The organism is Enterococcus avium, from assembly GCF_002891025.1.
Lineage (GTDB): Bacteria > Bacillota > Bacilli > Lactobacillales > Enterococcaceae > Enterococcus_A > Enterococcus_A avium.
Genome location: NZ_NBSL01000003.1, coordinates 172,756 through 196,868 on the forward strand (window position 1 = coordinate 172,756; position 24,113 = coordinate 196,868).

The following is a 24,113-nucleotide window of genomic DNA, read 5'->3' on the forward strand; positions in this document are numbered from 1 at the left end:
AAGTAATTCTCTGAAAATTTTCTCCTAATATTTCATTTTTAACGTCTATGTTCGCTGGTTTGTTCCTCTTCAACATTCTTTGGCAGTAATCGGGCGTATTTTCGCTCCCGAACCTCATTTATAAAGGTGATCACTCGCACCCAATCAGGCAGGTACTGTTTTTCACTCCATTGGAACAGGTAAGGGACATCTGATGAAAAATATTTTGACAGATCAATCGCATAATCGGAAATAATCACATCAGGTTCCTCATTGATTCGCACCATGATTATTGGCCGCGGACTCAAGCGCACAAGCTTTTGCTTCTGCAAGGCTTCTTCAATTCCCCGTCCTTTTGATTCTATCGCCACACGAATCGGTATATCGTAATCCATTAGAATGTAATACAACAACTGAGAAGTGTAGTATTTGAACGAGTTCGATTTCAAAGCTTCGGTCCATTCTGGATTGTCAGTTTTTACTTTAGGTGCAATATCGTCTAAAACGGCGAACAAATAATGGTATTCTTCCTCCATCTCTGACACGGATAGGTAATCCCCAAAGGAATCAATTTGATTACTAAGTCCAAAAGAAAGCAGAAATGAAAATACATAGGTGGCATTTACGAACAAGTATTTCTTTTCATTTTCTCCAAATTGAAACTTCAGCTGACTTTCTACCAACGAGATCCAATCGTCAATTAGGCGACGATAATTACTCAAAAACATCGGTGATTGCAATTGGATTTTCTGCATCGAATCAATTGGATAGCTTTGACCTATCGTAAACATGTAATAAAGATACAGTAATTCATCCTTGGTTAAATCCTTAGAAAAAAGAAAATTCGCCTCAAAAAACGGTAATAAAAGCTTCTCTTCAAAGGCCCCCTTCGCCATGAACGGATTGTAGAATTTTCTCACCGAATCCGGTACTTCAGAAATCACGTGCCCTTGCTTTATCCGCGTGACCGATACTGCTAAAAGATTAATGAAACGTTCCTTTGCCGCATGTCGGATAAATGGAAAATAAGCGGTTATTTTTTGATAAATCTCTGAAGCACTCTTTTCCGTGATCGGTGGCCGGTTGCTTTCAATTTCATCGAACACGTGCCAGTAAAAACTATGAAAAAAGTAACGAATACGATATTCTTCCCCTTCTAAATGATCGTTTTTCTTCAGATTTAATCCGATCTTATAACGATCCAGAATCGGGCCAAAAGCGGCTATTTGACGTTGGACTGTGCGGCGGCTCAAATAATTTTTCTGGCTGAAGGCATCTAACGACGTAAACTTTTGATAGAAAACCGCATTCCAGATAATGAATGGCACCGTTTCTTTGGTCAAATTCACACGAATCTTGTTCAATAAAAATTTTTCTGAGAAAGTAATCGTTACTGTACGACTTCCTCGATCTATAGAAAACTCAGGATAGCCGGCTTGAATGGCTTCTACCTGATCTAACGCATGTTTTAACATTGGATATGTAATATCCAATTCATCGATCAATTCCTTGTAGCTAAATGAATTTTGATAGGATCGATAATAGTATAAAAAAAGCTGCTGTACTAGTTGATCTTGTCCTTTGATAAAAGAATCTAGCACTGATATTCCTCCTTTTCCCCTGATAAATTTTAGAATATATCACCTTTTTTCACCCGACTCAATCTATCTGCTTCACTGTGTAAAAAAATAGACAAAACACTTTGAGGTTTAAAAGAAACTTTAAAAACTCGTTGGCTGTCTATCTTTTTTGTACGAATAAATACCCTTGAATGAGTCTCATTGACGAAATATTCTCTGATTTTAGTGAGAAAAAAGACGATTCGCTTCTTGATGTCTATTATTTTGTTAAAAAGTGCAAGGAATGCGGCGGCGTGTTTAATATGTTTATTCCGCATTTTTCCTTGAAATAGGTTTTGAAATCATTTTGATCAATTGTTAATATTTCTTCCTCTGAAAAAATAGATGCTCCTTCTGAATCTGCGATGCTGCACATTTCAATTAAGATCCATATTTCCGATTCCAGTCCATTGATTTGTGCTAAATGTTGAAAAAAGTTTCTTCCATCAATTGAAGCAATTCTATTTTTTAACTCTGCACAATTCTGCAGAATACGCTCCTTGACCTGAGGAAACCTTATTTCAAATGACTGTTCATTTGCTTTTTCAATAAAATAGTACAAATAGTCGTCTATATTGTTAATTTGAAGTGTTTGCTTTAACATCTTCTTCCCTCCTCGTAAAATAGTTTTTGTCTAATACTTTTTAATCAAAATGCTTCTGAATCGAAAAATTTATTGAATAACACATTCCTTGCGGAATTTGTTTCGTTATTGTGTGATTTCTCAGAGTACAATGGATTCATGGAAAGGATCCAACGGGAATTTGCTATGCCCTCCTGTAGCTTTGTCTACCTTGCAAAGTCTGTTACCCGAACCACTGTTATCACTACCAACTCATTAGCTGTTTCGATAATGGACTAGACTTTCAGATAGTAGTTTGGAAGGCAGCTTCTAGCTCTTTTATCACCGTATTCTATTAGGCGAGGTTGTGGTTACACAGTGAGCTTCTGGGAAATCCCACAGTATCGAAGCATTTTCCAAAATTTAGATCGAAAGGAGGTCCTTCTTCCATGAAATTATTTGTCGGTATTGACGTTAGTTCTGAAAAGTTAGATGTCTGTTTCCTAACTGACGACGATCAGTTGTCTACATTGTCTGAAATCTCAGTCTCCAATGACATTGAAGGTGCTTCATTAACACGAGAAATGATTCTTGAGTTCAATGAGAATTACCTATTTGATCAAATTATAATTGGCATGGAATCAACGTCCATGTACAGTTTCCATCCTTCAATGTTTTTTCATGAAGACGAGGAACTAAAAAAGCTCAATACGCTTGTAACTATCGAAAATCCTTTTCGAATTAAACAATTTAGACGCATGTTTGATGAAGACAAAACAGATCGTAATGACGCGCTAAGAATTGCTGACTTTCTACGCATTCAACGTTTTACCACGTCTCCTATTAAAGAAGAAAAATACATGGCGTTACAGCGTCTGACCCGAACTCGTTATCAATTAATTAAGCAACTAACTCGTACAAAGCAACACTTTCTTGAAAATCTAACGTACAAATGCAACACACTTGTTCGTGAAATGAAAGACGAATCTACTAGTCTTTTTAGTGCTACAGTGATTTCTCTAATGACAGAAGACCTCACGTTAGATGAACTGGCTGAGCTTCCTTTGGAAGCTTTCAGTGACTTAATCCAAGAAAAAGGAAGAGGTCGTTTCAAACAACCCGAGAAAATTGCCAAGGCTATTCAACGAGCCATCAGATCAAGCTATCGCTTAGGCACTGTAGCCCAAGAATCTATTGATATTGTTCTGGGCGTTCTTGTTTGTGAAATGCGGGCTCTTGAAAAGAATATCAAAGAGCTGGATAAAGCAATTGAACAATTAGTTATAGTCATTCCAGAATATCAATGTTTAACCAGTATTCCAGGAATTGGAAAAGTCTACGCTGCTGGTTTGATCGCTGAAATTGGTCAAATCGAACGATTTGAAGATCAAACAAAATTGGCGAAGTACGCTGGATTAAGTTGGAAAGTTAAACAATCTGGAAACTATCAGTCTCAAAATACACCTCTGACCAAGCAAGGGAATCGATATTTTCGTTATTACTTAGTTGAAGCTGCCAACTCAGTAAAAAATTATCTTCCTGAATATAAAGCTTTTTATCAAAGCAAGTATAAAGAGGTACCTAAACACCAACACAAACGAGCACTCGTCTTAACCGCAAGAAAATTTACGCGTTTGGTGGATACGCTACTACGTAACCATCAACTCTACACGCCACCAAGGAGCGTGATAGATAAATAACAATTTGTTATTGACGCAAATCCTTGAAACGCCCGAAAAAAATTGATTTTAGTCGGGTTTAGTTCAGTGCGCTTCAAAATAGTCTATTCAATAAAAATAATCTCAAATTTCATCTTGACTTATCACCATTAGACTTTTTCTGATTTAGCCAAGGAAGACGTGTGTTTAGCAGCCTTCCTTGACCAAATGCGTCACACTTAAACTGTTTTCCAACGAATGCCTTCTCCTCATAATTGTTACTGAACCAAACGCTATATTTTTTCTTGCACTTACCCTTGAGACTCCTATTGTTCTTCTGAAATTTCATCCCTTTGTCTAGGCACATGCAGTTCTTCAAGCTCTAGAGGCATCGTTTCTTTGACTAATTGTTCCATTTTTTCCTGCAGCTCTTCATACATTGTTAGCACTGCTTCTTTGGAATCATCCATTTCACTTAACATTTTGTTCGCATGACGACTCATACCCTTCAGCTCTACTTTTGCGGAGGCAATGATTTGTTCTGCCTTTAGCTGTGCTTCTTCGATCGTTTGACTTGCCTGTTTTCTGGCAGAAAGCAGGACCTCGCCGATTTCCTGCTGAGCCTGAGTGACTTCTTGCTTCAAGCGTTCATTTTGCGAAGTTAGGTCAGCGATTTTTTCCTGCAGTTCAACATACAAATCGTTCTCACCTGTTTGAGCGGAATTCTCTGTTTCGATTTGTTGTCTCAGCTCATACAATTCGTGGGATTGCTGCGCTAATTGTTCCTGCTGCTCTTGAAAGGCTTGTTCTTTTCCCTCATATTTTTCCTGTAGCTGAACTGTTTCTCTAGTCGCCTTCACTAATTGGGTAGTCAAAGCGTCTTTTTCATCATTAAGCTGCTCGATTTTACCGCTCAATTGCTCAGCCTCATCTGTCCGATCCTGCAACAAACACTTTGTTTCCATTAGTTCTTTGACTTGATCATCATTTTGCTTCAATTGTTCATGGAGCTGCTGAATTTCAGCGTGTGCGTTTACCAAAGCTTCATTCAAAGTATTTTTTTCTTCTTTTAGCTGTGTAAATGTCTGCTGGGTGTTCTCGAAGGTTTGTTGAAGTTCCTCCACTCTTTTTTTTAGCTCAATTAGTTCATGCTCTTTCATTTCGCAGGCTGCTGTCAGTTCGTCATTTGATTCTTGTATCTTCGTATTTCGTCGCGTTATTTCTGCTATTTTTTGTTGCAGCATTTCTTGCTTCACCGTCAAATTTTGATTGACAGCATTAGCATTCTCGTATTCTTTTTGCAAACGCTCCATCTGCGTGGTTTGTTTTACCAGTTCTGACAGCACGCGTTCTCGTTGACTTTGAATTTCATCCAATTTGGTTAAAACAGCGGTTTGCTCATTCAATAATTCGTCTTTTTCAGCCAACCAGATTTGTTTTTCTTCCTTTAATTGATTAACTGTCACTGTGATTTTTTCTACCTGTTCGTTCAGAGCTTCATTCGCACGTTGAAGCGACAGCTCGTTTTTGTCCTGTCCTTCTGTTGCTTCTTCTTTTTTTACTGAAGCCTTCAAAACTTCGATTTTCTGATGCAGCTCAGTCAATTGAGCTTGATACTGTTGATTCTCTTCGACTAACTGTGTCTTTTCTGCTTGAAGCTTTGCTGTTTGCGCTTCCTGCTCTTGGCCTCCTTCATTTGAAGTCCTCATTTGTTTTTCTTTCATCGTTAGTTCCGTTTGCAGGTGTTGCTTTTCTGTTTGCAACTGTTGAATGGTTTGCTGCAGCTCTGCAAGAGATTCTTGTTGTTCTGTTACTTGATCTGTTCCTCTTGCGTCTTCTTCAGGAAACAAATCCTCTGATACATTATTGATTTCATCAATAATATTTTTGGTAAAAAACCAACCGTCATTCTTTTTTGCCACGATTATCCTTTTCCTTTCTGATCACTTGATGTGTTCTCTATTTTTGAAAATTTCTGGTCATCCTTTTTGCGTAAAAACGTTTCATTATAAACTGTTTTGTCTTTTTCCTCCGCGGTAACTAAGACTTCTATATGAATTTGTGTCAGCTTAGGAATCGTCTTAGCTTCATTTATAAAGGTGTTCACGTTGGCTTCAATCATTTTTTGATTGTCTTCATTTTCTGTATTTCCAGTCAGTGAAAGACTCAACGTTTGAGAGGGTACGTCGATGGAAACAATCGCTTGTGCCAATCCAAAATACGGCGCCAGCTTTTGTGACAGCTCCGTTTCAATTTTTGGCTGCAGTGACTCCTGCTGGTTCTCGTCGAAGACCTTCTCCCAAGCCATGCTCTCTAGTCCCAACCCTTCTTCCGGATAGGAACGCAGCGGTACTTTTGAAATTAGCATCTTTTGTTCGTTTTTCACCCTTTGTACAACTTCTTCTACTTGAACAACGCGTTGCTGCGTTTTTGCTAATTGATCTTCCATTCGAAAATAAGAGATCATTAACAGCAACAACGCTGTGGCAAGCAACCAGCTGATTACCAGCAGAAATACAGTGTTCTTTTGACTTGCCAGCTGCTGTACAATTCGTAATTTTCGACGGAATTCTTGAGAATGCTGCGGGTCTTTTTCAACTTTTGTTAATTGAAAATGCACAAACAAACGTGGCACCAAAACCCCAAATACCATCACAATCATTACGACACCAATGACATTTATAACAAACACGAGGCGTCCTCCTTTTTCTAGCATCAAGGAAAAATACTTTTCAGCACTCCCTCGATTTGTGTCTTTTTAACATAACCAAATCTACGGCTATCCTGTGAAACGTCGGTGTTATCGCCTAGCATAAAATAGCAGTTAGGCGGAATTCTTGTTTTTCCAGCCAGTTCAGCTGCAATTGACTCACTCAACTCAAGGCGAAGAGTCGACTGAAAGGTGCCCTTTCCGCCTAAATCAAGGATCAGCGTCTGCTTCTGTACAAGAATTGAATCACCGGGAATACCTACGATTCGTTTGACAAACATTCCCGGTTCCTTTGAAACGGAGAAGGCCACAACGGAATACCGTTGAACCTTCTGCGTTTTTTCAATCACCACTTGGGCACCATCGTGGATTGTCGGCTCCATAGAGCTGCCAGAAACAGGATGGATAATATACCTCGTATGGAAAAATCCCAGAGTAGCTAGACCAAGGAAAGCAAGGATCAGTATTAGTCTTTTTTTGACTTTCTTCTTTTTACTCTCTGGTGTACTAGCAAACTTTGAATCTACCGCCTGTTCCTTCCCAAGATCTGCGGTCTGCTGATTCAAGTTATTTTGCTTCAATATAGGTCACCAGCTGTGAACGAGCCAAGCTATTTGGAATGATGCGATAAGAAATGATCGTTCCTCCTACCACATTTCCTTCAGAAATCAAGATTCCTTCATCGGTAACAGCCTCTACAAAGGCAACATGCCCATAGCGAGGATCAGATCCGGCTGTCCCAGGACTAAAGGAGATTAACCATCCTGCTTTTGGTGTTTGACTCGTTTGATACCCTAAGCGTTTGGCCGAGGCGCCCCACTCCCCGCCATTTCCCATATAATCATCTACTCGTTTGCCCAATTGAGCGACACGATTATACGCATACCAGGTACATTGTCCGACGGGATAAGAACCCGAAAGATTATAATTTTTCCCGTCGTAATCTGGGTAAGTCATTTTCTCACGATAAGCCGCCGGGATGGTTTCTTTTCCTTGCATGACTGCACTTGTTTGGGTTCCAGTCACTTTATTTTCCGGAATCGGCAGGTCGTATTGGGTAAGGTGATAAACGGCAATCAATGAACTGATTTTGCGATTGTAGCTTGTATCGGTCGCGTATTTTCCTGTTAATGCACTTGCAGATCGTAGATAGTTTTTCGCCTGTGAGCGCCAAACATCTTGATAATACTCTTCGTTTCCTTGAATGCCGCCTCGAATAAGAGTCACATAATCCCCCAACGATTCTGCGTAGCTAGGATAACGTCTGAAAGCCGCCTGAATAGTATACATATCGCCATTTCCTCGATCTTCCTGAGTCGAAAAATTCACCGAAGCGCCTTCGTAGCTCCCTTTAACACCAAATAAATTATAGTTAGGAGCTGCCGCTAAGGTACTCGTACCTGATCCGCTTTCCAAGATTGCCTGAGCGATCATCACTGAGGCAAACACATCATAATCGAGTCCCAGCTTTTGAGCCGATTTTGCAATTGTTTCAATGAAGGCTTGGGTTTGCTCGTTTTCTGTAAAGTCCATGGATGCTGGATAAGCTTTTTCTACTTCCTTGCCATAGGTGGTTAAGGTGCTGTTGCTTAAACGCTGTACCTGCAGTGTTTGCTCCAAGTCTTTCTGGTCAGAAAAAAGAGCAATTTTTCCGATTTTATGATCGGCCTGTTCTGGATTTTCCGTTTTTTCTTTGTCACTCGGATCACCTGCAACTAAGTAATGGTCGCCGCCTAAATACAAACCAAACAATTGATCATCCTTATAAAGCAAATCTCCCGGCTGTTTTTTTTCATTGGCAATACTTACTTTTTGAGCTGTCTTTGCCGATTCGCCAAAGAGATTTTTTGTGATCAGATGAAGTAACTCTTCTGTTGTCTTAAAGGTCTGACCTGTCTTATCTGCTTCTGCAGTCGTTACTTGGTACCTGCCAACCTGTCTTATCCCTTCATAAACCAGAACTGCTTTGCTTTTGTCTTCAAAGGCTTTTAAAAGTGGTAATTCAAAGCCCTTTAAATCAGATTCTGAAACATCACTTACACGTAGGGATTCATCCAAGGTAACCTCATCTAATTGTGAAAGGACAGCCGCAGTTTGTGTAGCCGCCGCAGCGGTATCTCCGGTTCCTGCCGTTGGCGCAGATTGTGCAGTCGTCGCAGGAGCTGGTTGTTTTTCAGCTGTTATCTGATTTTCGTTATTTCTATTGTTTTCTTGACTTGCTTGCGTACTTCCGGCAGATGTCTCTTTAGAAGTTGACGGCGCACTTTGTTCCTTACTAGGTGTGGTACTGGTAGACGGCTTCGAGGTTGTTGAAGAAGCTGTCGGTTTTGTACTAGAAGGTACCGTGCTGGATTCTGATTGCCCGCCGCTAGACTCTGTACTAGAACTTGCTGGTTGCTCAGAAGATGTTGCCGTATTCTCCGAAGTCATTGACGACGAACTAGAAACACTTGATGATTCAGCGGCTGACTCGCTTGGTACAGTCGCCGACTCCTGAAGCTGTTCAGAACTCGTAACAGAATTTTCTGCGGATATTTTTTCATTTGCTGAGGATTCAGTCGAAGTGATTGTTGTTTCAGAGGTTAATTCATCCGCAGCCTGTAATGGTTGCCCAAAGGTACTATGTAAAAGCAAGACACTCAAACATGCTGCGCAAATTTTCCAAATGCTTTTTTTCATGTAATCCACCTTCTTTGTTTTTTTCTATAGTTAGTTGTTTATTGGTTTTTTTCAGTGACAATTCAATTTTCTCTTTTGAGTAACCAGCCTCAACGCAGAAGATTGAAAAACAGAATCGGCAGCATGAAGAATAGAAACATCGGTAAAATCGTCTGTAATGGTTCCTTCACAAATCTCGCAGCTACAGCCATCGCGAAGCTTTGAAAGGCTGAGACTGGATTTTTCTTCACCATTTTTCCATCTGATTTCTTTGTTGTTTGCTTTAATCCTATGGAAGACAGCTCTCCTGCGTTCATTTCTTGAACAGGCTCTATCGTTTGCAGATTCGCCTGAACGACACGACGATAGATCGTTCCAATATTCCCCTCACAGCGCAACAGCGTCAGCTTAGGCTGTGTACCTGGTTTGTTTTTCTCGATGAAAGAGACTTCCGATTCCTTGACAACTTTATTTAATGAGACCGTATAGACATAAACGTCCTTAAAATCTGTGGTATAGATTTTGTCTCCTGTTTTCAAAAATTTAATTCGGTGAAGCAAGACATCCTGTTCGTAAATGTTGTGGGCGAGTAAAACATAATTGTCTCTGCCTAATTGCTGCTCCTGGCGAAAGGTCGCAGCTCCTGTCAACAAGTTCTGATTGGCCAGTCCTGCTAAAATTGGCAGGTCAATCGATTGATCAGGAATTACCAGTTTACCGATGCCCCAATTATTGGTTGATTGCTGAAGCGCACTCTTCGCAGACGCATAATCTGCAACGTTCACACTAGCTATTTGTCGTTCCTCATAATTGGCGCGTTGAATTTTGCTCAAATTGTAATCACTAAGTGTCTCCTCTACCCCTACATCTGCCGCTTCGACCACGGTATCGTGCTGCATTTGGAGATAGCCATAAAAAGCGATGGCTAAGATTGTCAGCATACTGACAAATATCAATGCAAAATACGTCTTGGTCACAAGGAACAACCGCTTCAGATTTTTTCGCCCTCGTTCGGAGATTTTAGGATCAGCTGAACGAAATCGTTTTAGCCAGAAGCGATAAATCACTATAAGAATCAAGAAAAGCACAATATTGATTCCTAGAGTCCCTAAAACGATATTCTGATAACTCCATAAATTCCGCTTTATGACCTTTTTCGCTATGGCATCCTTATAAGGAATCCGATGTCCTGTAACCAATAGTCGATAGGTATTGATCCCAGGCGGCGTACAGGTAAGCAGCGTCACTTGATCTTTCCCCGGTGTGATTTTTACTTTTTCAACCTCATTGGGTAAGATTTCTTCAAATGAATCGATTTGATACGCTAAGCGTTTGCCTAATATATTGATAAAGAACAGATCACCCTCCGTGAGGTTGCGCACATCTGTAAAAAGGACTTGATTTTTAACACCGCTATGACCAGTGATGACTGAGCGGGTATTTTTCCCGCCAATCGGAATGGATGTTGGTTCAAAATGTCCTAATCCTTTATCTAATGTTTTGTAGGAGGTACCGTGATAAAACGGCATCTCTTTGATATCAATTGCTGGAATGTCGATCGTCCCCATAACACCCGAACGATTTTTCAAAATACTTTTATATACTGCAGGCTCAGGATTTTTTCCTTGCTGCTTTTCAAAAATGTAGTGATTGTACTTCTTTGCTAATTCGTATTGCGTGTTTTTCTCTGTCTCAGTCATTTCCTCTAGGGTTCGATCGTAAGCTGTTTCTGCTTGACTTCGTTCCCGATTAGCTAAATAATTCCCAACGATTGGATAAAGGAGGACCAAAAAGCCCGCGGTAATCATTGTTACTGCAAACACCATCAAGAAGGAATGCTTCTTTTTCTTGTTTTTTTTCTTCATGGCAGCTCCTCTCCCATCGCTTTACTCACTGAGTGGTTCCTGTTTTTCCCCTCAGCTCTTATGTATGATTGCTTAAAAACGTTTGTTTCAATAACCTTTTCTAAAAAAGCAGGGGGTAGTTTTTTTAGGACTACCCCGTGCAACAATCCTTTTAAAATTTATGATGTTTTGTCTTGAGAACCTTTACCCCGATCGCTCCCATCACAACGATAAACGCCAAGATAAGATAAAGCGGCTGGGCGTTTCCAATACTTCCACTTGTTTGCGGGAGTTTGTCTGAAGCCGTCTGGGTACCCGTATTGACACTGTCTTCATTTACAGTCTCTTCTGAAGGACCCACCACACTTGATTTCGGATACAGGTAAACTTCACTTAATGCCTCACCTTCTCGTTGCGGTAAAGGCAATTCTAGAATGACCGGTTCCATCACAGAATTTAGTAAACTATTTTCTTTTTCAACCACCTGATACGTACCGCTCGCTAACCCATCAACTCGCGCTAATCCGTTTTGATCAGTGGTCACGGTTACGCTAAAGGCATCCGTCCCTTCCACCGGAGCAAACGCTGATTCTCCTTGAACGGGTGATACCCGAGTAATTTCATAGGAAATACCGGCTAAAGGCTCTAAGGCATTTCCGTTTTTATCGGTGACCTTTTCTGCCTTGGTTCCATCTAAGGGCAGCTCTGTCGAAAGAGCTGCTGCCTCACTCAATTTGTATTTCAAAATAGAGATCGCGTAACCATTGGTAGGAGTCGATGCGTTCTCCACAGCTTGCGAGTGTAACGGACCTGCTCCTACTCCCAGCAAGAACAGGAGCGTGAAAAAGATGAGTATACGTTTTTTCATTTTCTTACGCTCCTTTCTTTCTAGGCTGACGATAGTAGTGATACAAAGCGCCAAGTCCTGCTAAACCTAAAGCACTAGCAATACCTAAGAGCCAAACCATCGGTCCATTGCCGCCAGCATGTGGCAGCTCTGTCGTTTTTTCATTGTCCTGATAAACCATGACCGTCTGATTGGCTTCAGCGAGCGTGACCTTTATCGGTGTTTTTATCAGCTCATAGCCTTTAGGTGCTTTGGTTTCCACCAAGTTGTAATCTCCCAGTGCCAAGCCGGTAAAATTCAAGTAACCATTTGCATCAGTGGTTGCTGTTCCAATCTTTTCAGTTTGATCGTTGCCCTTATAAAGATCGAAGGTCGCACTTGCTAAAGGCGTTCCGGTACTTTTTTCTGTATCACTGAGTGAGCCGTCTGAATCCGCATCTACGGCACTGCCGGCTTCATATTTGAACAGACGGATACTAGAAAGACGGATCAAACCAATATTGACATCTGTTACATGGTGAGTAGCATTAGTTAAATTCTTATCTGTAGCTAAGTCCGATAGTTTGGGCTGTGTGTACTCGTCGGTCTTGAAGGTATCTTGATCTGCCTTAGAATTTAATGTCGGATCATCTCCCACTAGAGGCTCTGTTACAGAAAATTTCTTCTGAACTACCTGATCACCTACAACAAATTCAGCAATGTATTCTCCTTCAGCCAAGTTTGAGAATAGGTATTTCCCATTGGCATCTGTCTTAATCAAAGAATTTCCTGAATCATCAACAAATTTCTCGCCAGTTAAGCTTTCTTTTACCAATTCATTCTTGTAGTTTTCATCATCTAAACTGGTCCGATAAAGCTTGACAGGAATATCTTTTACAAATGGTTCTGCAGTATCGATCAAACCATCCGAATCATCGTCATACCACGCCACTCCAGAAAGGTCTCTTCCGTAAACCTTCGTTTCGAAGTTTTGTGAACGAACCATCATATCTAAATGAGAATTAAATCTCACATTATTCACCAAGATATCTCCAGGTTTCTGATCAGACGGGTCCAAAGTGACAGACAAAGTGATCGTTTTTCCGACAGGTAATGAATCCGATTTGACTAAAAAGGCTTTCGCTTTAGAAATATCCGAAGTTCCTGCTGTATAAAGTGTCCAATTATCAATATCATTAGGATCCGCCTCTTCATCGGCCGCTTCTGTTGTGAAATAGATTTCTGCATCTTCATCATCAACGTCGACATCTGTGACGGTATAGCTTCCATGGAAGATGGTGCCTCTTGAATCGCCATTATATGGAAGTACATCAACGATTCTTACATCCGTAACAGGTTGTGCGGATTCATTTTTAGTGGTCATTTCATACGTGATTGCATCCTTCGTTCCAACTGGCTTGTCATCACCTACTTCAATCGTCTTCTTATTTCCCGTTTTACTGACGATAATTTGCTGAATCAGATTTTCTTTGAACGTATCTGAGGATGAGCGAATCGCTGCAACTGCTTCATCCTTCACTGCAGTATTGCCCGATCGCCACATTTCACCCACTGTGGAAACCGTTAAATTTCCTGTAAATCCGCTAGAATCAAAGCTTAGCTCTGAAAAATCCGATGTTGCCTTGAAATTCACTTCTACGCCTGTTGCTAATGGCATATCCGAGAAATTCCATCGAAGGGTGGTCGACCCATTTGCATTGTTGGTAATCGTGGGTTCTGGTAAGTCATCTCCTTTAGCATCCTTACTGGAATTAGCTTTGTAATGGATTCCTTTTGGTAACGTGGTGGTCAAAGCGCCATCATACTTTACGGAACTAGTTCCAGTCAGCGTTCCTGTTACCTTTATTGGAATCGTCTCTGATGTATCGTAAAGCTCTTTCTCGACTTCTGTTTTTGTTAAAATACTAAAGGGATTTACATAGGCAGACTCTCCGATCGTGCAGACATAGGACATTGGATAAGAGGTTGCCTTCCCATTGGCATCAAAGATCGTTGGCAAATATTTTCCATTATTGAGCCATCCTGGTGAATCTCTAACTGGATCATATATAATCCCACCATTATTATCTTTAAACTGCATGGTACTCAACAATACCAAAGGATTTCCTGCTGGTGTTTTATTTCCCGGCTGCATTTGAATAACTTTCAGCGGGACTCTTTGCATGCCCTTCCAGCCTGTTGGTATTGAGGTTTTTGCGTAACAGGCAACAGCGGAAATTTTTCCGCCGCTTGCTTCAGCTGCTTCTGGTGTTGAATACCAGTTGTACAATGTTTCTGTATTAGTGAACGACTGAACCTGCATGGTTGCCGGTGGCGAGTTCGAAAAATTCTTCGCTACCCCATACATGAATTTCACAGTATCTGATTCAGCGTGTGAATAAGTCTTTCTAGATTTGTCATATTCAAGTGCACTAGGGTCCCACATCAGCATAGAATCTATTTCATAGACCGCCTCGTTGGTAGTTCCTACAAAATTGAATCCAACGATAGAATCGCCAGAAGACAGTCTCGCATTGCCGGTATTGACTGCAGGTGAAGGTTCATTTAAATCTAGGTTAGTCAGATTACTGGTTATATCCTCTGGGTCACTCGTTTTTCCGAATACCGGACCTCCCGTATAGGCTCCTGATGGTGTCACGATGTTCGGATAACTGATACTGGCATTATTTGTAGTCGTTAGACCATCATATGAGACCGAATCTACATAGAAAGTCATATCATAACGATTCCAGTTATTCGAACGAGCCAGTGATTCTGTTTGGGTACGATCCCAGCCCATAATTAATTCCAGACTAGAAAAGGTTTTCGCTGCACTGCTTGAGATTCTAGTACCAGTCATGTTATAGGTATACGGATTTACAACCCCAGCATAATTCTTGTTCGTCACATTCCCGTTGCTGGTAACTTCAAAGTCGCCAGATTCATATACCCCGATCTCAGCAAGATTTCCTTCAGGTTGAGAGGAATAGATTTTTCCGGTACTCGCGTTAGGCGCTGCCAGAGGATTCGTGAATACATTAGTATTTACCGTTTCAGTATTTTTGGTAAAGGACGCCGTTCGAGAATAAGTTGCCGGCGCATATGCATTAACTGAATAATTAGCATATTGAGACGAGGTTAAATTATTCGTCGTTGCACTTCCGTTCACTTGATACGTCCCTTTTTGTTTGATAGTGTAAGTGATCGGACCACTAGGAAAAGTTGTTCCACGATAATCTCCTGCTGCTCTGCCATCTAATGGTCGTAATACAGTGATCGCTGCAACATCATAAGCATCCAGATTGGCATTGCTGCCTCCAAATACCACTGTTCCTTTTTTTCTATCTCCTTGAACCAATTGAATCGCTACCGATGGTTTTGCAGACACCGTTGTCTCAGGTACTGTGAACTCTGAATCGTACGTAGTATTGATTGCTTCAATGTTTCCTGTTTCTGCATTTTCGGCGTCCAAAACTTCTAATTCAAACGTTGGCTTTAATTCAGTCCCATGCTTAGCGTCAAAAACATTTACAACAACGGGAACAAAGACTTGTCCCGTATCACTGATAGTAGATTCCATGATCCCCTCGGAATACTGTGTGCCATCATTTATCGCATGATCATAATACGTTCCGTTGGCAATCTCCCCATTGACTTGCGGAACCCCATTCCCATCCTTTGTCACTGCGTTGGACAATGTTGCCTTCAAACGATAACGAATATTTGTATAATCCTGATCCTGCGTGCTATTTTGAATAGTAAAGGAAACAAGATAAATAACTTGATCATATGAACGAACAATTGTATTCGTATCGTTTGAATCGTGTCCAGGAGCATCATCACCATCAAAAGTCGCTGTTCCTGTCTTTAAGCTAATTCTTCCTTCTCCCATTTGAATGGGATCATCGGCAGCTAATACTGTCGCCTCTGATGTATCAGAACTAAAATAGACAGGTTTATTTAACGAATCTTCTGGCGCATAATTAGCAGCGGTCAACTCCTTCAAGCTTTTCTTTGTCACTTCGGTTGGAACGCTGATCACTTCTGCATTTGCTGTTTCTTTAGTAGCGTTGCCATCATCAGCTTTTAATGTAGAAGTGTGTGGAATTGCCCAAATAACCAACAAGACAAGCACAACCGGAAACAGAACGGCGACAAGTTTATTCAATTTAAGTTTGTTCATGTCTTAAGTCACCTCATTCTTTCCATCAGAACCTCTCTTAGTTGGCTTGGCGTTTTTTATCAATCACTACTGCCGCAGTACCGATTGTGATTGCGCCGATTGCAATGACAATCAATAAGGTCGTTCCGACGCCCCCTGTAAATGGTAGATCTGTTTTTGTTTCATTGACGATGGTTGCTTCAATTGTTGAATCATTTTCACTCGCCAAATTAACAGTAACTTTTTGAGGCGCTTTTAATAATTCGTAGCCATCAGGTGCTTTTGTTTCAACTACCCAGTAATCACGTTTGATTTGATCTTCAGTAAATGTTGGTTCAGTTCCAATATCCTGTTGACCATCGCCATCTGTGTCTGTAAACCAGTTCAACTCTAATCCGTTAAATTCCGTTAGCCCCTGTGCATCCGAAGTTGCTTTCAACAGCGTCGTTCCTGCTGGCAATGCTGGTGTAGTCGTACCGTCATTATTTAGCGTATATGTTTTTCCATCTGAAGCTAAGAACTTATTAGCTTTCGCATCGTCTTCACTGATTGCAAGGTGGAATTCTGCCCCTGCTAATAATTTTGCTTCATCTTCTGCTGTCTTTTTAATATCAAAACCACCTGTGTAGTATTCAGGATCTTCTTCTGGCGGTGAAGGAACTTCGACTGGCTCTAATCCTGGACTCAAGTAGTCAACATCCATATGATTGAGAATCGTACCATTGAAATCTTTGTCCGTATGTGTTTCAAAGACAACTTGAATCTTTGTATTGTTTCCAGTAGCTACTTTCTTCATCCCCGCAGTGGTCAAGTTAACCACAACTGCTTTTTCATTCGTAGAAGAATCAGTGATCGGGTGAGCGGTTTTAGAAGCACCGTTTAAAGTAACCGTGTAATCTGTTCCTAAAGTAAGAGCTGTCCAATTACCTGTTTCCGTCTTAACATTTACCGTAAGGCCGTCAAGCATGATTGCTTCGTTCAACGTATCGCGAATCGTATAGTAATCGGCATAGATTTCTTCTCCTGCTGAAACAGGCTTATCTGCGATTTGATTGCCATCCTTGTCGTAGACTGGTGTAATAACCATGTCTTGAGAAGCTACTTGATACAAGCCACTTGGCAAACTAGCATTTGCTTCCCAGGTGAAGTGATTTCCAGCTTTATTCGAGAAGCCTTTTCCTTCTTCGACTGTTTTATCAGGCTCAAGTAATGATTCCATGATGTTCTTAGGCTGTACCTGAACGTCATAAATCAATGAGCCGAGATCATCACGATCTGTTTGCGGAACTTGAACAAAGAACGGATCCGCAGGTTTTGCGAATGTTGGAGACACGCCACGATCATCTTCTAATTCAGTAACCAGATAAATCCCATCTGCCGCATTCCCCGTGCCTAATTCTGCTTTGATCGAGCCGTCAGCTCCAGTGGTAACTGTTTGAGCAGTAAATGAAGAATCGATTGTATAATCTGTTCCTTCCTTTTGAACTAAAGGATTTGTCAACGCAGCATCTCCAATTGGTGTTACTCGTTGAATACGGAACTTGATCCCTGCTAATGGTGTTTTCGTTACTGTATCGTCTTTTTCACCGTCTCCGCGTTCTCCCAGCTCAGATAAATCCTTCACCTGATATTTCCAAAGTGTAATAGAACGCTTTGAGGTATTATCCGCAACAGGATTCGTCGTAGCAGCGTAAACAGAAAAAGAACCAACTACAGGAGCCACAACTCCTGCAGTAGTAAATAATGTAGTCGCCACGACAAATTTTGTAATTATTTTTTTATTGCCTTTCACATTCATAACCTACTTTCTTTTTACAAACCGTAAGTAACTTTGCTTTTGACTATCCAACAAACCAACTGCACTCCTTTTTATTGATGCATGGCCTTCCTCCTCAAAAATATATAATCTTTCTTCCAAGTCATTATTGATTATTTTGAGGCCTAAAAAACGTCATAATCGTCTATGATTGTTACGCTTTGAGGCTTATTTAGTAAAAACGCCACGTTTATTTTTCTATTATTTTTTCTTAACATTTCGGCTAGTTTTATAAATAAACATTGGATTAAATAAGGTTTTTCTTCAAAAACTGTCGTTTTCTCTCATCAAAAAAGTCAGTGATAGAAGGGTCGTTTTTTAGATTCACAAGATAGGGGTTATTATTAGACAGCGATTCTCTGCTGATAATTTTTATTATTATTTCAATGGTTATTTAATCAAGAGTCACAAATCAGGACGATTTTTATTTTTTTGGCGTATTTCACATAAATAAACTTTATTTCGAGACGATATGTTTACTTTTTTATAAAATAAACTTCTTAGTCCAAGGGGAAGCACTCAAAAAAACCATCCATGGCGTGTTGATCATACATAGATGGTTTTACTTTCCCTTCCCTATTTCAACATCCGTGCAGCAAATGCAAAAACTATTTTCGAATATGCTAAACTAAAAAAAGTAATCCTTGTGCGAGTTTAGCGGATGGATTAACTGTTCAATCATTTTTCTCAATGAGGTGATCAAAATGAGTATGCAAGTGAGCTTCTTTGTAAAAGACCAACCAGAGGGCTGCTACTTTGAGAAAATCGAAGCAAGCTTTTTTGAAATAGAAAAAGTGATCGAGACCTATTATCCCAATGAGCAGTTTGATGCGATTTTAGATGATGCCCTCCTGCAAATCCTACGCACTGTCTTAGATAGTTTAGAAAAAATTGGAGAAGTCGAAGAGTATCTGCAATTTCTAGATTTTAAGATCGAGAACATCTATGATTCTGCATTTGTCAGCAAGCATTTTCTTTTATATAAAAATCCAGAGGTTGAGGCCTTGATGGAGCATGTCTTGTTGGAGGTTGCGGAGCCGTTAGCAGAAGGTTATTTCGAATCCATGATTGATTATTTAGAAACATCGATGGACGATGAAGTGTTTGTGGATTTTCGTTTAAATGGTGAGGAATTACTGCTGGAGGTTCAAAGTAAAGGGCAAAAATTCAGTCAAACAGAGCCCTTAAAGCAATTACTAATCGACTACGATGAATCGTTTCAACGAGTCGCAACAGAATTTTTAGAAAGTTTTATTTAGTTCAATGAACCGATAATCCATCAGAAGGGAGATATGACAAAAGTCTTGTCATATCTCCCTTTCTCGAACAAGCGGTATTACAGAAGCAGCTTGTTCGAAAAATGAGCCGAAATTTCTTGAAGCTGACCACTTCTAGTACAAGTCCTTTTCTTGGATAGGCAGAATTCTTTGGATTCAGTAATTTCCCCTTTATACTTTTGATAACAAGAATCCTAAAGGAGAGATTTCCATGCAAAAAAGGTTAAAATCCCTTTTTAGTATCATTTTTTTATTAAGCAATCTATTTATTCAGCTAGGTTCAACCAACGTTTATGCAGCAGAAAACCTGGATGCTTCACAATTTGTTACAAGCGTGGCTCTTGCTGATGCAAACAGCCCCATCGGAACCAATAGAATTCGCGATACTTCTTCTGTTCAAGTGACCTATAATTTAAATTTGGGAAATGGCAGCGCCATCACTACAGACCAGCCTTACACCATGTCTTTACCTAAAGAACTGAATTACACAACGACAACACCAATCAGCATCAATACACCAACTGGCGTGCATTTGGCGGATGTTACCATCAGCAATGGCATCATTTCAATCCAGTTTACTTCTGATGCTCAATCCTATGACAATTTAAGAATTAATTTTAATTTTTGGGCTACCTTCAATCGCAGTCAGTTAAATTATGAAACTGGAAATGATCTGGCCTTTCCGACACAGACCAATCCAAACAACACGGTTCACTTAAATTTTTCAAAAAGCAGCTCAGGCGGCGGCTCTGGCACAAGTGCAATCGCCAAGAGCTTATCCTACGAGGATACAGACCCCACAATTATCAATTGGACACTAACGGTCAATAATGGCGGCTACCCAGTCGAAAATGCAACACTTCAGGATATTATGGAGAACAATCAGGACTATATTCCTGGATCGATGACAGTCATTCATCGAAATTGGCGCCGAACTCCTTTAGCTACTGAACATACTGAGCCAGTTATTACGCAACAGGCAGACGGGACGCAGACCTTCAGTCTTAGCTTTGGGAAATTGACCAGTGTGCAGGAACAAAATAATACAGCTACGACTTCTTTAGTCATCCATTATCAAACGCGGCTATTATATAATGCAGCCAATAATCGATATCACAACACCGCATCTACTTATGATAACGGAAGTTTTATCGATACCGCTGTTTCCACCGCTACTTATCATGGCCAAGGCGGCGGCGGTGAAGGTGATCAGCTGATTACCATTTCGGGAACGAAAATTTGGGAGGTCGAAGAGAATGATTCCCAAACACGACCGGAAACTATCTCCGTCTCGTTGCTGCGAGATGGCGTAAACTATCGCCAAACAACTATCTCAGAAAGCCAGGACGGAACGTGGAGCTACGCCTTTCCTTCAGTACCAAAATACGACAATACTGGAAGAGAATATGGCTATTCTGTGCAAGAAACGACTGTCCCAGAAGGATATAGCAGCGAGGTAAAAGGATTTGACATCATCAATCACTATCCGGCAAAAACGACCGAATTCTCTGGACAAAAAAACTGGCGGGATCAAAACAACCAAGATGGCAAACGTCCGGATCAAATTACCGTCAATCTGCTGGCCAACGGCGCCTTTCAGGAAAGTCAAACGGTCACGAGTCAAGACGATTGGCACTACCAATTCACCAACCTGCCTAAATTTTTAAATGGACGGGAAATCGAGTATAGCGTCTCCGAAAACGCCGTGCCTGATTATGTCACTACTATTGAAGGGAGTACAATTACCAACACCCACACACCTGAAGTTCGAGCCATTAATGTTCAAAAGGTCTGGGACGATCAAAATGATCAGGATAAATTAAGACCGGAAGCTGTTACGTTAGCACTTCTAGCTAACGGAGAAAAAATCGACGAAGCTTCTGTTTCTGGCGCCGATCAATGGGCCCACACATGGGAAGGGCTTCCAAAAAATGACAAGGGACAAGCAATTAACTATACAATAGAGGAAGAAACGGCAGTACCTGGTTATACCTCTACTGTGTCTAAACAAAATGACGATAGCTTTATCGTTACCAATACCCATTCACCAGAACAAACCTCCGTTAAGGGGCACAAAAACTGGCAAGACAATAACGATCGTGATAAAAAAAGACCCAACAGCATCACCGTCCTACTGTTAGCAAATGGCGAGCAGGTGGCGACTAAACAAGTTACCGCTAATGATAATTGGGACTATGAATTCACTGACTTGCCAAAAAATCTAAATGGTCAACCAATCGTTTACACAGTCAATGAAGAGCCCGTCTCTGGATATTCAAGTCAGGTGGAGGGCTTTAATATAACGAACACATATAAAGAAGTCCCGACTATTCCATCAGTAAATGTCACTCAACAATGGAATGATAACAACGATCGAGAAAAGGATCGCCCCTCTTCTGTTAAGGTACAGCTTTACGATCGCGATAAAAAACATGGAGACCCGGTAATTTTAAATGATGGTAATCATTGGAGCCATTCTTGGAAAAATCTTCCAAAACAGGACGCCAATGTAAACAAGACGAACTATACCGTTAAAGCCATCGACGTCCCAAAAAATTACCATTCAACAGTTGTTGAACAGGCACCCTTTGATTTTGTTATCGTGAACACGCACATAAATAATACAAGCAAAGCAGCTAAAGCTTATCCGAATACTGGAGAGAAAAGTTCGACCGCAATAACGATTTTGGGAATGACTTTTCTATTAGGCGTCCTTTTAGTTCACCTGCGTAGAAGATTTTTCGTCAAGGACGAACGATAATCTAACAGTCCAACTCCAAGAAAAAAAAGGCCATCTATGAGTCACGGTTTATTCGCCAAAAGGAGCTGCCAAAAAGGTTAAAAGACTTTTAGGGCAGCTCCTTTTTTTATTATGTAGTATTGCTCCCTCAGGCAGGAACGTCTTGTGTATATAAGTCTTCACTTAGTGTGTCTAGCCGAACTAAATATCGTTTTGCGTCCTTTTTCGAAACGATTACAAAGGTTCGTTGATAAATACTCAACACTTCTCCTTCAACATAGTCGCCGTGGACACTTACTGCTTTTAACTTCATTCCAATACATAATTTCATCATACTCTCAACCTTTTCTTTTTATACTTTCAGTTAACAACGTTTCCTCACTGATTATTAACTAAAATAAAGGCAAAAAAATGACAGAATGATTTACAAATAATAACAGTAGTGTCGCGTTCAATAAAAGGAATTCTCTGATTCCTTAAAACATCTGTTGTTATTTTTAGTTTTATGTTTATCGTATTCTGACCCGCTTCAGAAAAACTGCTGATATTTCCTAATAACAAGAGATTCTTTCTTCGCTGCTTTTTCTCGTTGTTTATCCTTTATCAAATATTTCTTATAGTTGAAAATATTGCTGGTGTTTGTTTCGCTATGACAGATTACCCGCTAAAAGAAGTGAACAAATCGTCTGTTTACAAATAAAATATGCCGTTTTTCATTTTAATCAGCGCCATCTAAGCTCAAAATATCTTACAACGTGACAAACAACTTAAGTTATTTTATATATCCTGAGAGTGCCTCACTCCTCTACTATAGCCAAAATAGAAAAATAAAAACAGGATCAAGAGTCTTCTATTTTTTAGTTAGTTATTCTTTTTATTTTCGGCGAGCTATTAATGAGGAACGATTCGTATAAAATATGTATCATTTTACCCTTTCTTGATCCTGACGTCATGCGCTTCCAAAGTAAAAATAAGTTTTTTTATCCTCATTCATTCTTAGGCTAGACCACCGTTCGTTCCCTATACAATAGGCTCTATTTATATTATAATGGAAGTAATGTTAAAAATAATTTTAACGAAAATGCTTTTTATGGAAATTATTTTTAGAATAAATATAAGTGGAGGGAGATTATGGAGTTTCGAACATTGCAAACGTTTCAAGTCGTTGCTGAGGAATTGAATTTTACTAAAGCCGCAATCAAATTGAATTATTCACAGCCAACAGTCACGAAGCATATACGCAGCTTAGAAGAACATCTAGGGACCATTTTATTAGAGAAACGCAGGGGAAAATATGTATTGACCTACGCAGGAGAACAGTTATATAAACGTGCAATCAACATATTGAGAGAAGTGAATCTGATCGAAGGAATTCCTAGCGAATATGGAAAGAATTATCTAATCCAGCTACAGGGACACGATTACTATTGCTTTCGCTATTTTTTACCGGCCATTCGTCAAATAAGCAAAAAAAATCCGACTCTATCTTTTCAGCTGCATGGTTCTAGCAACGAAGAAACAATCAGTCAGTTGTTAAAAAATGAGATCGATATAGGAATTATTTCAGGCAATATCGCATCTTCTGATTTGAATTATGAAACGATCGATTTTGAAAGCGTTGTCTTGTGTATCAATACAAAATATTATCGTTCTAATTTCCAGCTGGAGGATTATTTTGAACGTTATCCAATCGTTGTGGATCAATCTGAATATTATAACTACCACAACTCCTTTAAGCAATCACTTAACACACCGCAAATCATCGATTCAACAAGTGATGAAGTGGTGCAAGAAGCCGTCTTGAACAATAGCATGCTGGGCATCGTTCGAGCAGGAAGAATTCGACATTTGATTGATTCAAAACAAATTTCGATCATCAAAGAGCTTTCGACAAATGAACCTGTTAATGTGGTAATCAATAAAGCAAGCAGCAACCATGAAAGTATTCAAAATTTGTATTCGCTTATCTGTCAACAAAGTCAGGCCCACTCAAAGACCGCCAAAGTCCAATGGATCTGATTTCTATTCAAGCGTTTAAGAAGATTGGGGAATCTTTTTAAACAACAAAAAGCCGCTTTGTTTTGAGACAAAGCGGCTACTTTCATGGTTTTATAGCCACTTTCTTACTCCCGAAAAAGTGATTGAGCACTCACGATGTTCCTGACTTGGATACTACGATCCTTACAGTTGCGGGTACAGCGTTGGATTTTCACCAACTTCCATCAAGTCATAACGACTATTACGCACTCAATTGTATTAAAC

At 40.1% G+C, this 24,113-nt stretch carries 15 protein-coding genes and 1 riboswitch; of the genes, 4 read left to right on the top strand and 11 right to left on the bottom strand.

Annotation, left to right across the window (positions count from 1 at the left end):
- Window positions 1–38: 38 nt before the first annotated feature.
- Both AUF14_RS16530 and AUF14_RS16535 read right to left on the bottom strand, forming a co-directional pair.
- Entirely contained in the window at window positions 39–1,580 is a 1,542-nt protein-coding gene (locus tag AUF14_RS16530; RefSeq protein ID WP_102866187.1) for a helix-turn-helix domain-containing protein, read from the bottom strand.
- A gap of 238 nt (window positions 1,581–1,818) precedes the next feature.
- Window positions 1,819–2,202, bottom strand: a complete 384-nt coding sequence (locus AUF14_RS16535) for a DUF7006 family protein (protein ID WP_102866188.1) — start codon at window positions 2,200–2,202, stop codon at window positions 1,819–1,821.
- Window positions 2,203–2,609: 407 nt separating this feature from the next.
- Here AUF14_RS16535 and AUF14_RS16540 point away from each other — a divergent pair, with 407 nt between their 5' ends.
- A complete protein-coding gene (locus AUF14_RS16540) occupies window positions 2,610–3,860 on the top strand; it encodes an IS110 family RNA-guided transposase (RefSeq protein WP_102866189.1) in 1,251 nt (416 codons plus the stop codon).
- 284 nt (window positions 3,861–4,144) lie between these two features.
- Here AUF14_RS16540 and AUF14_RS16550 read toward each other — a convergent pair whose 3' ends face one another.
- From AUF14_RS16550 to AUF14_RS16585, 8 genes are all read right to left on the bottom strand, one after another.
- Entirely contained in the window at window positions 4,145–5,740 is a 1,596-nt protein-coding gene (locus AUF14_RS16550; protein ID WP_070503271.1) for a hypothetical protein, read from the bottom strand.
- Between the two features lie 2 nt (window positions 5,741–5,742).
- On the bottom strand, window positions 5,743–6,510 hold the full coding sequence (locus AUF14_RS16555) for a hypothetical protein (protein WP_016179047.1): 768 nt from the start codon (window positions 6,508–6,510) through the stop codon (window positions 5,743–5,745).
- A 23-nt stretch (window positions 6,511–6,533) separates the two neighbouring features.
- The gene (gene lepB, locus AUF14_RS16560; RefSeq protein ID WP_016179046.1) at window positions 6,534–7,109 is read right to left on the bottom strand and encodes a signal peptidase I; all 576 of its coding nucleotides are present in this window, start codon (window positions 7,107–7,109) and stop codon (window positions 6,534–6,536) included.
- Window positions 7,096–9,207 (bottom strand): glucosaminidase domain-containing protein, encoded by a 2,112-nt coding sequence (locus AUF14_RS16565; protein WP_016179045.1) that lies wholly within the window; start codon window positions 9,205–9,207, stop codon window positions 7,096–7,098. The genes lepB and AUF14_RS16565 overlap by 14 nt, the downstream gene beginning before the upstream one ends.
- An 89-nt stretch (window positions 9,208–9,296) precedes the next feature.
- Complete coding sequence (locus AUF14_RS16570; RefSeq protein ID WP_016179044.1) at window positions 9,297–11,051, bottom strand: sortase family protein; 1,755 nt, start codon at window positions 11,049–11,051, stop codon at window positions 9,297–9,299.
- 151 nt (window positions 11,052–11,202) lie between these two features.
- A complete protein-coding gene (locus AUF14_RS16575; RefSeq protein WP_016179043.1) occupies window positions 11,203–11,898 on the bottom strand; it encodes a pilin N-terminal domain-containing protein in 696 nt (231 codons plus the stop codon).
- A gap of 4 nt (window positions 11,899–11,902) precedes the next feature.
- On the bottom strand, window positions 11,903–16,039 hold the full coding sequence (locus AUF14_RS16580; RefSeq protein WP_016179042.1) for a SpaA isopeptide-forming pilin-related protein: 4,137 nt from the start codon (window positions 16,037–16,039) through the stop codon (window positions 11,903–11,905).
- Window positions 16,040–16,076: 37 nt separating this feature from the next.
- Window positions 16,077–17,816: a SpaH/EbpB family LPXTG-anchored major pilin gene (locus AUF14_RS16585; protein WP_227656372.1), complete on the bottom strand. Its 1,740-nt coding sequence runs from the start codon at window positions 17,814–17,816 to the stop codon at window positions 16,077–16,079.
- Between the two features lie 722 nt (window positions 17,817–18,538).
- On the opposite strand from AUF14_RS16585, the gene AUF14_RS16590 reads away from it, so the two are divergent.
- Together AUF14_RS16590 and AUF14_RS16600 are read left to right on the top strand one after the other, a co-directional pair.
- The gene (locus tag AUF14_RS16590; RefSeq protein ID WP_016179040.1) at window positions 18,539–19,093 is read left to right on the top strand and encodes a hypothetical protein; all 555 of its coding nucleotides are present in this window, start codon (window positions 18,539–18,541) and stop codon (window positions 19,091–19,093) included.
- A 229-nt stretch (window positions 19,094–19,322) separates the two neighbouring features.
- Window positions 19,323–21,872: a Cna B-type domain-containing protein gene (locus AUF14_RS16600; RefSeq protein ID WP_016179039.1), complete on the top strand. Its 2,550-nt coding sequence runs from the start codon at window positions 19,323–19,325 to the stop codon at window positions 21,870–21,872.
- A 127-nt stretch (window positions 21,873–21,999) separates the two neighbouring features.
- On the opposite strand, the gene AUF14_RS16605 is transcribed toward AUF14_RS16600, so the two are convergent.
- Complete coding sequence (locus AUF14_RS16605) at window positions 22,000–22,182, bottom strand: hypothetical protein (RefSeq protein WP_218109283.1); 183 nt, start codon at window positions 22,180–22,182, stop codon at window positions 22,000–22,002.
- Between the two features lie 800 nt (window positions 22,183–22,982).
- Here AUF14_RS16605 and AUF14_RS16610 point away from each other — a divergent pair.
- Window positions 22,983–23,870: a LysR family transcriptional regulator gene (locus AUF14_RS16610; RefSeq protein ID WP_102866192.1), complete on the top strand. Its 888-nt coding sequence runs from the start codon at window positions 22,983–22,985 to the stop codon at window positions 23,868–23,870.
- A gap of 114 nt (window positions 23,871–23,984) precedes the next feature.
- Window positions 23,985–24,111: riboswitch (cobalamin riboswitch) on the bottom strand.
- Window positions 24,112–24,113: the final 2 nt, after the last annotated feature.

Coding starts and splice junctions, on each gene's coding strand:
- AUF14_RS16535 (WP_102866188.1), bottom strand. CDS start 2,202: ATGTTAAAGCAAACACTTCAAATTAACAATATAGACGACTATTTGTAC.
- AUF14_RS16540 (WP_102866189.1), top strand. CDS start 2,610: ATGAAATTATTTGTCGGTATTGACGTTAGTTCTGAAAAGTTAGATGTC.
- AUF14_RS16565 (WP_016179045.1), bottom strand. CDS start 9,207: ATGAAAAAAAGCATTTGGAAAATTTGCGCAGCATGTTTGAGTGTCTTG.
- AUF14_RS16570 (WP_016179044.1), bottom strand. CDS start 11,051: ATGAAGAAAAAAAACAAGAAAAAGAAGCATTCCTTCTTGATGGTGTTT.
- AUF14_RS16575 (WP_016179043.1), bottom strand. CDS start 11,898: ATGAAAAAACGTATACTCATCTTTTTCACGCTCCTGTTCTTGCTGGGA.
- AUF14_RS16580 (WP_016179042.1), bottom strand. CDS start 16,039: ATGAACAAACTTAAATTGAATAAACTTGTCGCCGTTCTGTTTCCGGTT.
- AUF14_RS16585 (WP_227656372.1), bottom strand. CDS start 17,816: ATGAATGTGAAAGGCAATAAAAAAATAATTACAAAATTTGTCGTGGCG.
- AUF14_RS16590 (WP_016179040.1), top strand. CDS start 18,539: ATGAGTATGCAAGTGAGCTTCTTTGTAAAAGACCAACCAGAGGGCTGC.
- AUF14_RS16600 (WP_016179039.1), top strand. CDS start 19,323: ATGCAAAAAAGGTTAAAATCCCTTTTTAGTATCATTTTTTTATTAAGC.
- AUF14_RS16605 (WP_218109283.1), bottom strand. CDS start 22,182: ATGAAATTATGTATTGGAATGAAGTTAAAAGCAGTAAGTGTCCACGGC.
- AUF14_RS16610 (WP_102866192.1), top strand. CDS start 22,983: ATGGAGTTTCGAACATTGCAAACGTTTCAAGTCGTTGCTGAGGAATTG.